Consider the following 14,502-nt stretch of genomic DNA (forward strand, 5'->3'; position numbering starts at 1 on the left):
GTCAGCGCACCGCCTCGGCCACGCGCGGCGCGAGGAAGGCCTCGTCGAGCAGCGCCTGCTCGGCGTCGGACGGCCCCTCGCCCCGGACGTCCTCGACGAACGCCGCGGCGAGCTGCCGGTCGTCGAGACCGCGGAGGCGGACCGCGTACGAGTTCTCGGCGAGGGCGGCGGCCCCCTCGGGCTCGAAGCTCAGCACGACGGCGTGCGGGAAGCGGTCGCGGACCCGCGCCATCGCCTCGACCGGGCGCACGGCGTCGGTGAGCGTCACCTGGACCCAGGCGGCCTCCGCGGCCGCGTGGGCGGGGTCGGCGAGCAGCGCCTCGAGCGGCCCGCGGAGGATCGCGAGCCCACGCTCGACCGGGCAGGCCACGAGCTCCACCTCCGGGATGCCCGTCCCGAGGTCGACGAGCGCCACCGACTTGCGGTGTCGTGCCTCGGAGAACGAGAAGGCGAGCGGCGAGCCGGCGTAGCGCCCCCGCTCGCCGACGCGCTGCGGCGCGTGCAGGTGCCCGAGGGCGACGTAGTCGACCCCGGCGAAGACGGACGCGGGAACGCTCGCGGCCCCGCCGACGGCGAGGTCGCGCTCGCTCTCGGACGCCTCGCCGCCCGCCACGAAGGCGTGGGCGAGCACCACGGAGCGGGTGCCGGCGGCACGGTCGGCGAGATCGGCGCGGATCCGGGCCATGGCGGCGTCGAGCACGGGGCCGTGACCGCGGTCCTCCACGTCGAGCAGCGGACGGGCGACGTCGGGCTCGAGGTACGGGATGCCGTAGACGGCCGTGTCGCCGAGGAGCACGGGCGCACCGACCCGCGCGACGTCCGTGGTGACGTGCAGGCCCGAGCGCGCGAACAGCTCCGCCCCGAAGCCGAGGCGGGTCGGCGAGTCGTGGTTGCCGCTGATGAGGACGACGGGCGCGACCTCGACGAGCCGGGCGAGCGTCTCGCTCGCGAGCCTCACCGCGTCCACGGGCGGGAGCGCGCGGTCGTACACGTCCCCGCTGACGAGGATCGCGTCGACCTTCGCCTCCCGCGCGGTGACGAGTAGCCAGTCCGTCCAGCGGGCCTGGGCGTCCATCAGCGAGGCCCCGTGGAAGGAGCGCCCGAGATGCCAGTCCGCTGTGTGGAGAAACCGCATGGTGCCGAGGGTGTCGGGCGAGGCGGACGGAACCTGACCGCCGGTGCGCAAAGTGCGCACTTCCGTGACGGAGTCGGCGCAAAGCGTGCAAGAACCGTTGCGACTCGCAGGCGATCGGCAGCGGGCGACGGCCGCTGCCACAAGCGTTGCGAAACGCACATTTGCGTTACGCAATCTTGCGTTATGCTTGGCTGCGTGTCCGAGGATCTCAATCCGTTCCGGTTCGGCTCCCTCGCCCTCGACGAGGCGTTCACGGACCGCGAGGCCGAAATCGCCGAGCTCGTCGCCGACGTCCGCAACGGGCAGGACGTCGTCGTCCTCGCGCCCCGGCGCTTCGGCAAGACGTCGCTCGTGTGGCGGGCGTCCCAGGAGCTCATGAGCGCGAAGGTCCTCGTCGCCCAGGTGAACCTCATGACGACCCCGACCCCCGCGAAGCTCGCCGACAAGCTCGCGCGGGCGATCCACGACGACGTCGCCAGCGCCGTCGTGCGCGCGAAGGACCGCCTGAAGATCTTCCAGGGCCTGCGCGTCCGGCCGACGGTCACGATCGACCCCGACGACGGCACGCCCTCGTTCAGCTTCGAGCTCGGCGGCGCCGCCGCGCAGGACGTCAGCGACACCCTGGAGCGCCTCCTGGAGCTGCCGGCCCGCCTCGCCGCCGAGCGCGGCCGCCGCGTCGCGCTCGTCTTCGACGAGTTCCAGGAGATCGTCGACATCGACCCCGGGCTCCCCCGCCTCATGCGCTCGGTCTTCCAGGAGCAGCCGGACGTGAGCCACGTGTACCTCGGCAGCCGCCGCCACATGATGCGCCGCCTGTTCAGCGACGAGCAGGAGCCGTTCTGGCGCAGCGCGAAGCAGATCGACCTCGGCGTCATCCCGCCCGAGCTCTTCGCGCCGTTCCTCGTCGAGCGCTTCGCGGGCACCGAGCGTGAGCTGCCCGGCGTGGTCGCCGACGCGCTCCTCGGCGTCACGCACGGCCACCCGTATGCGACCCAGGAGCTCGCCTACTTCCTCTGGCAGGAGGTCCCCCACGACGGGACCGCGACCCCGGAGCGCCTCGACACGGCGCTCGAGAAGGTCCTCCGCTCCGAGCACGCGCACTTCAGCCTCCTGTGGGAGCGGGCGCCGCGGGCCCAGCGTCAGGTCCTCCAGGCGCTCGCCGCCGAGCCGGGCCGCGTCACCGCCGACGCCTACCGCAGCCGCCACCGGCTGCCGGCGGCGTCGAGCGTCCAGCGCGCCACCGAGACGCTCGAGCGCGACGAGGTCGTCCTCCGGGACGAGCACGGCGTCCACATCTGCGAGCCGTTCCTCGCCCAGTGGCTGCGGGCGGCGCGCTGAGGCGGCGGACGGCGCGCAGCCGACCGGCCGCTACCAGACGAAGCCGTTGAGGACCGTCAGCATCTGCGTCCGCGGGACGGGCCCGAAGCGGACGATCCAGCCCCCGTCGGGCTCCTGGCGGAGGATCGCGGGCACGCCGAAGCCCGAGAGCTGCCGCTGGACCTGGTCGGCGCGCCGGAAGCCGGTCGCGCCGTGGTAGAGCACGTCGATGCCGAAGCGGTCCTGCTCGACCGGCCAGATGGAGATCTTGTCCGGCCGCGTCGGGCCGGGCAGGTCGCGCCCCGCCTCGCGCAGCTCGTCCGGCTCGGCGGGCGGCTTCGCGCTGTCGAACTCGTCTTCGAGGGGACTGCCGCTCACGAATCCAGCTTAGGCGCCCGAAGAACCGAGCCCCTGGGCGAGGTTCTTCGAGGGTAAACCCGACGAAGTCGGGCTTTACCCGACCTCGGCCGGCTCGTCCTTGCCCTGCAGGCGCTCGCGCCCGCGGCCGACGGCGGCGATGAACTTCGAGAGGTTGATCTCGAGCGTGTTGAGGATCTCGTCGGCGTAGTCCTCGGCGCCGAGACGGATCTCCCGCTCGCGGGCCCGCGCGTCCTCGACGATGTCCTCGGCGGCGCGCTCGGCCTGCTTCGTGACCTCCTCCTGGGAGATCAGCTGGTCCTGCTTCTCGCGCGCCTCCTTGATGATGCGCTCGGCCTCGCGCTTGGCCTCCGCGAGCATCTCCTGACGCTCCTTGACGATCCAGCGCGCCTGCTTGATCTCCTCGGGGATCGTGGCGCGCATCTGATCGAGGATGTCGTAGATCTCCTCCTTGTCCACGCGGACGGTGTCGCTGAGCGGCACCGGCTTGGCGTTGTGGACGAGATCGTCGAGCTTGTCAATGAGGACCAGGACGTCCATGGCTTCGCTTTAGTTCGCTGTCGGCAAGGTTGTTCCTTCTAGGTGCGCCGCGAGAGCTCTTCGGCCAGTCGGGTGGCGACCCGGGGTGGCACCAGCCCGTCGATGGTCCCGCCGAACGTCGCGAGCTCTTTGACGCCACTGGAGCTGAGGAAACTGTACTGAGGTGACGCCATCACGTAGAAGGTGTCGACATCCGGGGCCTGGATGCGGTTGAGCTGGTTCATCTCGAACTCGTACTCGAAGTCGGAGATCGCCCGGAGGCCCTTCACGATCGCGCGGGCGCCAATCCGGCGGGCGAACTCGACGACGAGGACGTCGAACGGCTCCGCCCGGACGTTGCCGAGGTGGGCCGTGGCGTCGGTGATGAACCCGAGGCGCTCGTCGATGTCGAAGAGCGGCTTGCTCTTGCGGATCGAGAGGTTGACGACGGCGACGACGACCTCGTCGAAGACGTGCGCGGCGCGCGCGATGACGTCCAGGTGGCCGTTCGTGATCGGGTCGTAGGACCCGGGGCAGACGGCGATGGACGGGGACGTCGGGGGGGTGTGGCTCATGCGCTGTGGATCCGGATCAGGGTCGTGCCGTAGCGGCGTTCTTTGCTCATCGGGAGGCCCTCGAGGTCCATCGGCCGGCGGCGACCGGACTCGGTGAGCACGCGGCCTCCGGCGGCCAGGATGGCGGCCACGTCGTCCTGCAGGGCCTCCCCCAGCTCTTCGGCGAGCTCGTAGGGCGGGTCCAGGAAGATGAGATCGTATGTGTCCTGGCGCGTGCGCGCGTCCCGCACGACCGTGCGGGCGTCGCCGCGCAGGACGGTCGCGACGGCCGGGCCGGCGTCGAGCGCCGCGAGATTCCCGCGGATGACGTCGACCGCGCGGCGGTCCTCGTCGCAGAAGACGGCGTGGCCGGCCCCGCGCGAGAGCGCCTCGATCCCCATGGCGCCGGTGCCCGCGAAGAGGTCGAGGACGCGGATGTCCTCGTCCAGCGGGCCGAGCATCGAGAAGACCGCCTCGCGGACGCGGTCGGACGTCGGCCGCGTGTGGGCGCCCGGCGGGGTCTGCAGGCGCCGCCCGCGCCACTGGCCGGCGATGACGCGGAGACTCACGCGGCCACCGGGTCGGACTCGAGCTCGGCGAGCTCCGCGGCGAGCAGCGCATGGTCCGGGTCGGCGAGGGCGGGGTCGGCGTCGAGCAGGAGCTGGGCGCGATCGTGGGCGCGGGCGAGCAGCTCGCCGTCCTCGGGCAGGCGGGCGAAGCGGTGGCGGGCCATGCCGGACTGGCGGGTGCCGGTGATCTCACCCTCCCCGCGCAGCTCGAGGTCGATCTCGGCGAGGCGGAAGCCGTCGGTGTGCTCCGCGAGGGCCTGCAGGCGGCGCGAGTCGGCCGGGCCGAACAGGAGGCAGAGCGAGGCGTGCTCGCCGCGCCCGACGCGCCCGCGCAGCTGGTGCAGCTGCGAGATGCCGTACCGCTCGGCGTCCTCGACGATCATGACCGTCGCGTTCGGGACGTCGATGCCCACCTCGATGACGGTCGTGGCGACGAGCACGTCGGCCTCCCCGGCGGCGAACCGCGCCATCGTCTCGGCCTTCTCGCGGGACTTCATCTGCCCGTGCATGAGGACGACCTCGAAGTCCACGAGCTCGCCGGCCTGCAGGCGCTCGTACTCGGCGGTCGCCGCGCGGGCGGCGAGCGCCTCGGACTCGCTCACGAGCGGGCAGACGACGAACGCCTGACGGCCGGCGAGCAGCTCCTCGCGCAGCCGGTCGTAGGCGCGCGCGCGGCCCTGCTCGCCGGAGACCACGTGGGTCGCGATCGGCCGGCGGCCCTTCGGCAGCTCGCGCAGCGCGGTGACGTCGAGCGCGCCGAAGGAGGCGAGCCGCAGCGTCCGGGGGATCGGCGTCGCGGTCATGTGGAGAACGTGCGGGAGGTGCCCCGCACGGGCCTTCGCGTCGAGCGCGCTGCGCTGGCGGACGCCGAAGCGGTGCTGCTCGTCGACGACCGCGAGCGCGAGGTCGGCGAAGGCGACGTCCGGCTCGATGAGCGCGTGCGTGCCGACGAGGAGGTCGAGCTCGCCGCTCGCCAGGCGGGCGAGGAGCGCCCGGCGGCGGGCGGTCGTCGTGGAGCCCGTGAGGAGGGCGCCGCGGACGGGCGGGTGGGGTCCGAGTCCCGCCGTGGCGAGCAGCCCGTCGTCGGCGAGGCCCGGGAGCAGCGCCGAGAGCGTCGCGAAGTGCTGCTCGGCGAGCGTCTCGGTCGGCGCCATCAGCGTCGCCTGCCGGCCCGCGTCGACGGCGCGGAGCATCGCGTGGAGGGCGACGACGGTCTTCCCCGAGCCCACCTCCCCCATGAGCAGCCGCTGCATCGGCCGGTCGCGCGCGAGGTCGCGGTCGACCTCGTCCATCGCGCGCAGCTGATCGCCGGTCGGGGTGAACGGCAGCAGCTCGCGGCGCCAGTGCGCCGACACGGCCGGCGCGGCGTCGAGCGGGACGGCGGCGTGCGCGCCGCGGCGCTGGGCGCGCAGCCGCAGCTGGACGATCTGGTCGAGGAGCAGCTCGTCGAACGCGAGCCGCCGGCGACCCTCCTCGTGGTCGGAGAAGTGCGCGGCCCCGAGCGCGGCGACGCGGTCGGGCAGCGCCTCGGCCCGGCGCAGAGCGAGCGGCAGCGGGTCGACGACGTCGTGGATGTGGGCGCGCTGCGCCTGCACCGCCGCGAGGATCTGGGTCGAGGTGATGCCCTTCGTCGCCGGGTACTGCGCGACCGCCGCGCCCGTCGCGACGAGCTGGTCGGTCACCGCGTGCGAGTTCACGCGGAAGCGGTTGCCGCCCTGGTACTTGCCGGCGAGGACGAGCCGGGTGCCCGGGACGTACTGCCGGTGCAGCCACGGCTGGTTGAAGAACGTCGCCTCCATGACGCCGCTGCCGTCGACGACGATCGCCTGGACGAGCGGCTTCATGCCGCGGCGGCGGACCGGCCGCGAGGTGATGCGGCGCACCTCGACGACGACCGTCGCGACCTCGCCCTCGACGAGCTCCTCGATGAGGCGGCCCTCGCCGCTGTCGCGCGGGAGGTGACGCAGGAGGTCGCCGACCGTGTGCAGACCGAGCAGCTCGGCCGCCTCCGCGACGGTCGGGATCGCCCAGGTCAGCGGCTCCTCGAGCGCGGACGGCCGGGGATAGCGGACGGGCGCGCCGCGCAGGTCGGCGTCGCTCAGCGCGGCGGGGTCGGCGAAGTGCGTCGGCACGGCCCGAGGATCTTCCCGCACCGGCGGGACGATGGCCCCCTGGGCCATCTCCCGGCCGGATCAAGCCCTCTGGGCGCAGATCCGGCTCATTCCGCGGAGAGCAGCCACCAGTAGCTCGGCTGGCCGCCGTCGGACCACTCGAGCTCCACGCCGGAGTCGACGAGCGACGCGACGGCGTCCTCGCCGAGCGGGGCGCCCTGGCCGGCGATGCAGGTGATGAGCTCGGCGTCCTCCGCCAGCGCGGTGAGCACGGCGCGGAGCGTCTCGCGCGGCTGTCCCCAGGAGACGAGCTCCTCGTCGACGAAGCCGACGGCGTCACCGATCGCGTAGCGACCGGCGGGGTCGACGCGGGCGGCCGGCGCGACGGCACCGATGCGGATGCCGTCGGCGGCGGACTGCATCGCGCGGGCGTTGCCCGCCGCGTCGCCGCCCGGCGACATCGCCACCGCCGCGGCGAGGCCGGCCTGCAGGGAGCGGATCGGCAGCACGTGGACGGTCTTGTCCGACAGGTCGGCCGCGCGCTCGGCGGCCATGATGACGTTCGGCGAGTTCGGCAGGACGACGACCTGCTCGGCGGGGACGTCGTGGATCCCGGCGAGGAGGTCGTACGTCGACGGGTTCATCGTCGGGCCGCCGTCGAGCGGCTGGACCCCCATCGAGCGGAAGAGCCCGGCGAACCCGGCGGACGGCACGACGGCGAGCGCCCCCGTCCGCTGGCCGGGGACGGCCTGCACCGGGGCGCCCGGGTAGCCGTTGCCGGCCATCCGCGCCTCGCGCTCGGAGACCTGCACGTGCATGTCCGCGACGTCGAGGCGGCTGACGTCCCCCGCCCCGTCGAAGACGCCGGTCGCGTGACCGGGGTCGTCGGTGTGGACGTGGACCTTCAGCGTCTGGCGGTCCCCGACGACGAGGACGCTGTCGCCGATCGCCTCCAGCAGCGGGATGAAGGACTGCGCGTCCAGCCCCCTGCCGGTGACGGCGAAGTTCGTGCAGTAGCGGTAGGTCGAGGACTCGTGCTCCGGGTGGCTGACCGACGCCTGCGTCCGAGCGGGCGCGTAGTGGTCGAGGTCCGGCGCCTCTCCCCCGCGCAGGGCCGCGACGACGCCCGCGAAGATGATCGTCACCGCGTAGCCCCCGGCGTCGACGACCCCGGCCTCCTTGAGGACGGGCAGCAGCTCGGGGCCCTGCTTCACCGACTGCTCGCCGGCGGCGATCGCCTGCTCGAGGACGTCGGCGATGAGCGAGTTCTGCTTCTCGGCGTTCCACTCGCTCCCCAGGCGCGGGTTCTCGACGTCCTTCAGCGCGGTCGCCGCGGCGGCGGCCATCTCGCGCATGACGGTGAGCATCGTCCCCTCGGCCGGCATGCGGACGGACGCGTAGGCGCGCTGCGCGGCGCGGGCCATGGCGGAGCTGATGAGGATCGGATCGACGAGCTCGCCGGGCCGGGAGATGAGCTCCTCGGCGGCGCCGCGGACGAGCTGGCTGAGGATGACGCCGGAGTTGCCGCGCGCACCGAGCAGCGCCGCGCGGGCGATGCGGTCGTAGACCTCCTCGCGGCCGATCTCGTCGAGCGTGCGGTCGTCGATCGCGGCGAGCGTCTCGACCTCCTCGAGGACGGCCTGGAGCGTGAGCGCCATGTTGTCCCCGGTGTCGCCGTCGGCGACCGGGAAGACGTTCAGGTCGTTGATCTCCTGACGCCGCGACTCGAGGTGGGCGAGGGCGCCGTGGACGACGGCGCGGAAGCGGACCAGACTGGGATCAGGCATGCGTGGAGACGACTCTACGACCGGGGCGGACGGTGAGGAGACCCCGTGGCACGTCGGCGCCTGGCGCGCGCCCCGGGGTCGGAGGCGCGGCCGGGGGAGGCGTCGGGGTCAGGCCGCCGGGCGCGGCTGGCTCGTGACCTTCGTGACCTTGCCGGCCTTCAGGCAGCGCGTGCAGACGTACTCGCGCGACGGCGAGCCGGACACGAGGATGCGCACCTTCTGCAGGTTCGGGTCGAAGCGACGCTTCGTCGCGACCATCGAGTGGCTTCGGGACTGACCGAAGGCGGGGCCCTTCCCGCAGCTGTGACACACCTTTGCCATAAGGCGAGGCAGTGTAGCCGTTCAGGGGGCCGGGGTGCGGTCCGGCACCGGGGCCGGCGGATGTGCCGGGCGGCGGGACGGGCGCGGCGTGAGGTCGCCGATGCGGACGCCCTCGCGTACCCGGCCGGGCGCGGGGCGGCTGTCGTCGAGCACCGGGACCGGCAGGCCGTCGCCCTGCGGGGACGGCTCGGGGGCGTCGGGGAGGTCCGGGCCGTCGTCGCCGCGGTCGTCCCGCGGCCACCAGTCGCGCCAGCTGCCGCGGTCCGGGTCGTCGAAGTCGATCATCCCGTAGATGAGGGCTCCGGCGCCGATGAGGTGCACGGCGACCGTGAGGACGAGCGCGGCCACCTCGGTGTTGGTCGAGAAGTGCACCCGCCCAGCCTAATGCCGCGCGATCACTCCGGTGTGCCGAGCTGCTGACTGAGCGCCGCGAGCGCGAGGACCGCCTCGGCGGCGTGGCGGCCCTGGTCGCGCTTGTCGCCGCCGGCCCGGGCGAGGGCCTGCTCCATGTTCTCGACGGTCAGGACGCCGAACGCACACGGGATGCCGGTCGAGAGCTGCACGTCCATGATGCCGCGGGCCGCCTCGCCGCAGACGTAGTCGTAGTGGGTGGTCTCGCCGCGGATGACCGCCCCGAGACAGGCGACGCCGTCGTAGCGCTCGGAGTCGACGGCGTATGCGGCCGCCATCGGCAGCTCGTACGCGCCGGGGACCTCGAAGACGTCGACCTCGGCGCCGGCCTCCTCGAAGGCGGCGGTCGCCGAGGCGATGAGCCGGTCGGCGAGGTCCCGGTAGAACGTGGCGCAGACGATCGCGTAGCGGCTCACGGGGTGCCCTCCTGGTTGTGCTTGGCGGCGTCGGCGTCGCGGGCGTGCTCCTCCGCGATCATCTCCTCGTCGAGGTTCAGGCCCTGGTGGTGGAGGATGTGGCCCATCCGCTGCGCCTTGACCCGCATGTACGCCTCGTTGTGCGGGTTCGGGGCGTGCTCGATCGGGATCTGCGCGGTGACGCTCAGCCCGTAGCCCTCGAGGCCGCGGATCTTCTTCGGGTTGTTCGTGAGGATGCGGATCGACGAGAGCCCGAGGTCGACGAGGATCTGGGCGCCGATGCCGTAGTCGCGCAGGTCGGCGGGAAGCCCGAGCTTGAGGTTGGCGTCGACGGTGTCGTAGCCCTCCTCCTGCAGCTTGTACGCCTTGAGCTTGTTCAGCAGGCCGATGCCGCGCCCCTCCTGGGCGAGGTAGAGCAGGACGCCGCGGCCCTCCTCCTCGATCATCGCGAGCGCCGACTCGAGCTGCTCGCCGCAGTCGCAGCGCAGCGAGTGGAAGACGTCGCCGGTGAGGCACTCGGAGTGCACGCGGACGAGGACGTCGCCGCCGGAGATGTCGCCCTTGACCATCGCGACGTGGTGCTTGCCGTCGACGAGGGCGCGGTAGCCGAAGACCTCGAACTCGCCGAACGAGGTCGGCATCTTCGTGCTCACGACGCGCTCGACGAGCTTGTCGTGGCGCCGCCGGTAGGCGATGAGGTCCGCGATGGTGATGAGCTTCAGCCCGTGCTTGGCGCAGTAGGCGCGCAGGTCGGGCACGCGGGCCATCGACCCGTCCTCGTTCATGATCTCGCAGATGACGCCGGCCGGCTGGCAGCCGGCGAGGCGGGCCAGGTCGACCGACGCCTCGGTGTGGCCGGTGCGCTCGAGGACGCCGCCGGCCCGGGCCTTCAGCGGGCTCACGTGGCCGGGGGTGACGATGTGGGAGCGGCCCTTGGACGGGTCGGCGGCGGTCTTGATCGTCACCGCGCGGTCGGCGGCGGAGATGCCGGTGGTCACGCCCTCGGCCGCCTCGATCGTCACGGTGAAGGGCGTCTCGAAGGCGGAGTCGTTCTTCGCCGCCTGCAGCTCGAGGCCGAGGTCCTCGCAGCGCTCGGGCGTCAGCGCGAGGCAGATCCAGCCGCGGGCATGGGTCGCCATGAAGTTCACGGCATCCGGGGTGATGTGCTCGGCGGCGATGACGAGGTCGCCCTCGTTCTCGCGGTCCTCGTCGTCGACGACGACGACGAACTTGCCGGCGGCGATGTCCTCGAGGGCCTCCTCGACCGTCGAGAAGCCCTCGTGGTGGGCGGCGGTGGGCTGGGCGGGGGTGCTCATCGAAGCTCCTCGGGGGTCATGCGGCGCCGGTCCCGGCCCGCAGCGCCGCGAGGTGCGGCGCCAGCATCTTCTCGGCGTACTTGGCCATGACGTCGACCTCCAGGTTGACGGGGGTGCCGGGCGCGGCGGCGCCGAGCGTCGTGCGCTCGAGCGTCTCCGGGATGAGCGACACGGCGAAGCTCTCGGCGTCGATCCGCGCGACGGTGAGCGAGACGCCGTCGACCGCGATGGAGCCCTTCTCGACGATGTAGCGCAGCAGTCCGCCGGTGTCCCCGTCGACCGCGACGGTGACGATCCGGGCGAAGCCGTCCTCCTCGACCGAGCGGATGGCGCCGAGGCCGTCGACGTGGCCCTGCACGATGTGGCCGCCGAGGCGCGCGTCGGCGCGCATCGCGAGCTCGAGGTTGACCGTGCGGCCGGCCTCCAGCGCGCCGAGCGACGAGCGGCGGAGCGTCTCGTGCATGACGTCGGCGGTGAACGTGTCGGCGCCGTCGGGCAGCACGACCGCGGTGAGGCAGACGCCGTTGACGGCGATCGAGTCGCCGTGGCCGAGCTCCCCCGCGAGGCGGGTGGAGACGGTCAGGCGGACGCCGTCGTCGGTCGCGTCGATGGCCTCGACGCGGCCCAGGTCCTCGACCAGACCGGTGAACACGGGTCCGTCACCACTCCTTCAGGCGGGCCTTGATGAGCACGTCGTCGGCGCTCCGCTCGCAGTCGAGGGTCAGGGCGCGCAGGGCGCCGGAGATCGTCTCCGAGCCCTCGCCCTCCAGGGGGTCGCGGGCGGCACGCCCGCCGAGCACGATCGGCGCGAGGAACAGGCGGATCTCGTCGATCTCCCCCGCGTCGAGGAAGGCGCCGGCGAGCCGGGGGCCACCCTCGAGGAGCAGCGAGCAGAGGTCGCGGTCGCCGAGCTGGTCCAGGGCGCTGCGCACCCGGGCGTGCTCGTGCTCGCCGGTGGCGACGATGACGTCGGCCCCGGCCATCTCGAGCCCGTCGGTCGCGGTGCGCGGGGCGGCACGGGAGACGACGACGGTCAGCGGCACCTCGGGCGCCATCTGGACGAGCCGGCTGTCGAGCGGCAGCCGCGCGGTCGAGTCGAAGACGACGCGGCGCGGCTGGCGCGTCACGCCGTCGATCCGGGCGGTGAGCTGGGGGTCGTCCGCGAGCGCCGTGCCGATCCCGACGACGACGGCGTCGACCGTGGAGCGCCACCGGTGCGCGAGCTCGCGCGACTGGGCCGAGGAGATCCACTTCGAGTCGCCCGTGCGGGTGGCGACCTTGCCGTCGAGCGTCATCGCCGACTTGAAGAGCACCCACGGGCGGCCGGTGCGCGCGTGCTTGCGGAAGGCCTGGTTCAGCAGGCGCGCCTGCGCGGCGAGCTCGCCCCCGGCGATGTCGACCGTCACGCCCTCGTCGCGGAGGATGCCGAGCCCGCGCCCGGCGGCCTTCTCGGTCGGGTCGTCCGACGCGACGACGACGCGGCTGATGCCCGCGCGCAGGATCGCGTCCGTGCAGGGCGGCGTCTTGCCCTCGTGGCAGCACGGCTCGAGCGAGACGTAGATCGTGGCGCCGCGCAGGTCGGCGTCCCCGCAGGCGGCGATCGCGTTGACCTCCGCGTGTGGGCCGCCGAAGACCTCGTGGTACCCCTCGCCGACGACGACACCGTCGCGCACGACGACGGCCCCGACGATCGGGTTCGGGTGGACGTGGCCGAGCCCCTGCTGGGCGAGCTCGATGGCCCGGGCGAGGTGCTCGTGGTCGGTGTCGGTGCGCTGCATCGGCTGGGGCAGCCAGTCTACGACCCCGGGGGCGACGCGACCGCGCCCCCATCGCCGCGACCGACGCCATGGCCCGGCGGGCCCGCGATGTTGCGAGCCCCTGGGCGAGCAACTCGCAAGGGTGAGCCGAGCCTCTGGGCGAGGCTCGCCCCGCTCAGCCCGCGCAGCGCCCGCCGTGGAGCCGGTAGACGGTCATCAGCGGCCCGGGGCGCGCGTAGGCGAGCGGGTAGTAGTCGAAGGACCAGTCGAAGTTGAAGCGCACGGGGCCCTTGCCCTTCGCGTAGGGCGAGTCGCGGTGCATGACCGTGCCGCGCCGCTCGAGCTCTGCGTAGTAGCGCAGCGCGTTCGGGACGACGTCCTTCTCGACCTCGGCGCGCCCCCGCTGGGTGGAGCCGGTGACGACCCAGCAGAAGCCCTTCGCCTCGTACAGGTCGATGAGCTCCGGGGTGAGGGACTTCTCGTAGTCCTCGATGTTCAGGATCCCGCCCGCGCCGGCGACGACCTGCCCGGTGACGGGGTCCTTGTTCTCGCGCGAGGTCGAGAACTTGTTCCAGCGGTTGCCGTTGCTCGCGCCGCCGGCGACCGGGTGGCCGATGTCCGCCGCCCAGGCGTCGGGGACGACGGGCTCGACGACGATCTTCGTCTTCGGCGGGATGTTCGCGACCATCCACTCGCGGGTCGTGTTCCGGGTGTCGGGTCGCGAGAGCACGATGCAGTTGTGGAGCGAGGCGACGATGCCCTGCCCGCAGACGAGGATCGCCGCGAGCGCGACGAACGTCGGCCGCAGCGCCGGGCGGCGCCTGCCCCCCGCGTCCGCGAGCTCGAGCATCGCGTAGGCCGCGAGCAGGCAGACCATGGGGAACACCGGCATGAGCCAGCGCCCGAAGAACCGCGTCTGGGACCCCATGAAGAGGAGGAAGAGCAGCGGCGCGGGGACGAGCACCCACACGAGGCGCTGCTCGTCGCGCCAGAGCCGCGCGATCGAGGCGAGCGCCGCGATCGCGGGGACGAACCCGAGGCCCCAGGTGAACGTCCACAGGTAGTACAGGACGCCGTTGTCCTCGGTGAGGCCGAGCTTGCCGATCGCGTCGTCGGCGACCGTCGTCTGATGGTTCAGCCCGTCCTTGAACTCAGCGAACGAGAGCAGCGCGTAGGGGTTCGCGATGAGGAAGGCGAGGACCGCGGCGCCGCCCGCGAGCGCGAGCCCGCGGAGGGCGGGGCGCCGGCCCCCGGCGGCGAGGAACTGGGCGGCGGTGGCCCCGAGCAGCGGCAGGATGACGATCCCGCCGGTGTACTTGAAGCCCGCGGCGAGGCCGAGCCCGGCCCCCGCGACGGCGTAGTCGCTCCAGCGGCCGAAGCGCAGGACCCCCGCCGCCCCGAAGAGCGAGAGGCACACCGGCGCGAGCGTCGGCACGTCGTTCAGCGCGAGATGCGAGTAGAAGACCGGCAGGAACGACACGCCGAAGAGCGCGGCGGCGAGGAGGCCGACCCGGCGGTCGAAGAGTCGGGTGCCGGCGAGGTACAGCAGCCACACCGCGAGCGTGCCCGCGAGGGCGGCGGTGACGCGGGCGACGACGAAGACCTCGGTCGGGTTCGCGGCGTACGTGCGCGCCACGCCGTCCCGCCCGCCGAACCAGATCGCGAAGACCCCGTGCAGGACGTACGTGTAGCCGGGCGGGTTGACGAAGTAGTGCGGGTTGTAGCCGTGGCCGAAGAGGCTGATCGCCTTCGGCACGAAGTGCGCGTTCTCGTCCGCGTTGAACGCGTACGGCAGCCCCTGCTTCACGCCCCAGATCCGCAGCAGGAACGTCGCGACGAGCACGCCGCCGATGGCGAGCGCCCAGCCCGAGGGGCGGCGGAGGACGCGGTCGCGCAGGGCGGTCACGGCGT

At 73.1% G+C, this 14,502-nt stretch carries 15 protein-coding genes; 1 reads left to right on the forward strand and 14 read right to left on the reverse strand.

The window, feature by feature from the left end; genetic code table 11:
• Position 1: 1 nt before the first annotated feature.
• Entirely contained in the window at positions 2 to 1,135 is a 1,134-nt protein-coding gene (locus tag NBH00_RS17280) for an exonuclease SbcCD subunit D (protein WP_254569839.1), read from the reverse strand.
• A 195-nt stretch (positions 1,136 to 1,330) separates the two neighbouring features.
• On the opposite strand from NBH00_RS17280, the gene NBH00_RS17285 reads away from it, so the two are divergent.
• Positions 1,331 to 2,473 (forward strand): AAA family ATPase, encoded by a 1,143-nt coding sequence (locus NBH00_RS17285; RefSeq protein ID WP_254569840.1) that lies wholly within the window; start codon positions 1,331 to 1,333, stop codon positions 2,471 to 2,473.
• A 30-nt stretch (positions 2,474 to 2,503) separates the two neighbouring features.
• On the opposite strand, the gene NBH00_RS17290 is transcribed toward NBH00_RS17285, so the two are convergent.
• The 13 genes from NBH00_RS17290 to NBH00_RS17350 all read right to left on the reverse strand — a co-directional run bounded on the left by NBH00_RS17290 (position 2,504) and on the right by NBH00_RS17350 (position 14,497).
• Positions 2,504 to 2,830 (reverse strand): hypothetical protein, encoded by a 327-nt coding sequence (locus NBH00_RS17290; protein WP_254569841.1) that lies wholly within the window; start codon positions 2,828 to 2,830, stop codon positions 2,504 to 2,506.
• Positions 2,831 to 2,905: 75 nt separating this feature from the next.
• Positions 2,906 to 3,370 (reverse strand): ATPase, encoded by a 465-nt coding sequence (locus NBH00_RS17295; RefSeq protein WP_254569842.1) that lies wholly within the window; start codon positions 3,368 to 3,370, stop codon positions 2,906 to 2,908.
• A gap of 38 nt (positions 3,371 to 3,408) precedes the next feature.
• A complete protein-coding gene (gene coaD, locus NBH00_RS17300; RefSeq protein WP_254569843.1) occupies positions 3,409 to 3,924 on the reverse strand; it encodes a pantetheine-phosphate adenylyltransferase in 516 nt (171 codons plus the stop codon).
• Complete coding sequence (gene rsmD / locus NBH00_RS17305) at positions 3,921 to 4,472, reverse strand: 16S rRNA (guanine(966)-N(2))-methyltransferase RsmD (protein WP_254569844.1); 552 nt, start codon at positions 4,470 to 4,472, stop codon at positions 3,921 to 3,923. The genes coaD and rsmD overlap by 4 nt, the downstream gene beginning before the upstream one ends.
• The gene (locus NBH00_RS17310; protein ID WP_254569845.1) at positions 4,469 to 6,604 is read right to left on the reverse strand and encodes an ATP-dependent DNA helicase RecG; all 2,136 of its coding nucleotides are present in this window, start codon (positions 6,602 to 6,604) and stop codon (positions 4,469 to 4,471) included. The genes rsmD and NBH00_RS17310 overlap by 4 nt, the downstream gene beginning before the upstream one ends.
• An 86-nt stretch (positions 6,605 to 6,690) precedes the next feature.
• Positions 6,691 to 8,370 carry a DAK2 domain-containing protein gene (locus NBH00_RS17315; RefSeq protein WP_254569846.1) on the reverse strand — a complete coding sequence of 560 codons (1,680 nt, stop codon included), beginning with the start codon at positions 8,368 to 8,370 and terminating at the stop codon, positions 6,691 to 6,693.
• 108 nt (positions 8,371 to 8,478) lie between these two features.
• Entirely contained in the window at positions 8,479 to 8,691 is a 213-nt protein-coding gene (gene rpmB, locus NBH00_RS17320; RefSeq protein WP_254569847.1) for a 50S ribosomal protein L28, read from the reverse strand.
• Positions 8,692 to 8,712: 21 nt separating this feature from the next.
• Entirely contained in the window at positions 8,713 to 9,063 is a 351-nt protein-coding gene (locus NBH00_RS17325) for a hypothetical protein (protein ID WP_254569848.1), read from the reverse strand.
• 23 nt (positions 9,064 to 9,086) lie between these two features.
• Positions 9,087 to 9,518: a 6,7-dimethyl-8-ribityllumazine synthase gene (gene ribH / locus NBH00_RS17330; RefSeq protein ID WP_254569849.1), complete on the reverse strand. Its 432-nt coding sequence runs from the start codon at positions 9,516 to 9,518 to the stop codon at positions 9,087 to 9,089.
• The gene (locus NBH00_RS17335; protein ID WP_254569850.1) at positions 9,515 to 10,834 is read right to left on the reverse strand and encodes a bifunctional 3,4-dihydroxy-2-butanone-4-phosphate synthase/GTP cyclohydrolase II; all 1,320 of its coding nucleotides are present in this window, start codon (positions 10,832 to 10,834) and stop codon (positions 9,515 to 9,517) included. Before NBH00_RS17335 ends, ribH begins: the two co-directional genes overlap by 4 nt.
• A 16-nt stretch (positions 10,835 to 10,850) precedes the next feature.
• A complete protein-coding gene (locus NBH00_RS17340) occupies positions 10,851 to 11,486 on the reverse strand; it encodes a riboflavin synthase (protein ID WP_254569851.1) in 636 nt (211 codons plus the stop codon).
• 7 nt (positions 11,487 to 11,493) lie between these two features.
• Positions 11,494 to 12,612, reverse strand: a complete 1,119-nt coding sequence (ribD, locus tag NBH00_RS17345) for a bifunctional diaminohydroxyphosphoribosylaminopyrimidine deaminase/5-amino-6-(5-phosphoribosylamino)uracil reductase RibD (RefSeq protein WP_254569852.1) — start codon at positions 12,610 to 12,612, stop codon at positions 11,494 to 11,496.
• Between the two features lie 154 nt (positions 12,613 to 12,766).
• Positions 12,767 to 14,497, reverse strand: coding sequence for a glycosyltransferase family 39 protein (locus tag NBH00_RS17350; protein ID WP_254569853.1), 1,731 nt, complete (start codon positions 14,495 to 14,497; stop codon positions 12,767 to 12,769).
• Positions 14,498 to 14,502: the final 5 nt, after the last annotated feature.

Origin of the sequence: Paraconexibacter antarcticus, from assembly GCF_024220175.1 — a bacterium.
GTDB classification, from domain to species: domain Bacteria; phylum Actinomycetota; class Thermoleophilia; order Solirubrobacterales; family Solirubrobacteraceae; genus Paraconexibacter; species Paraconexibacter antarcticus.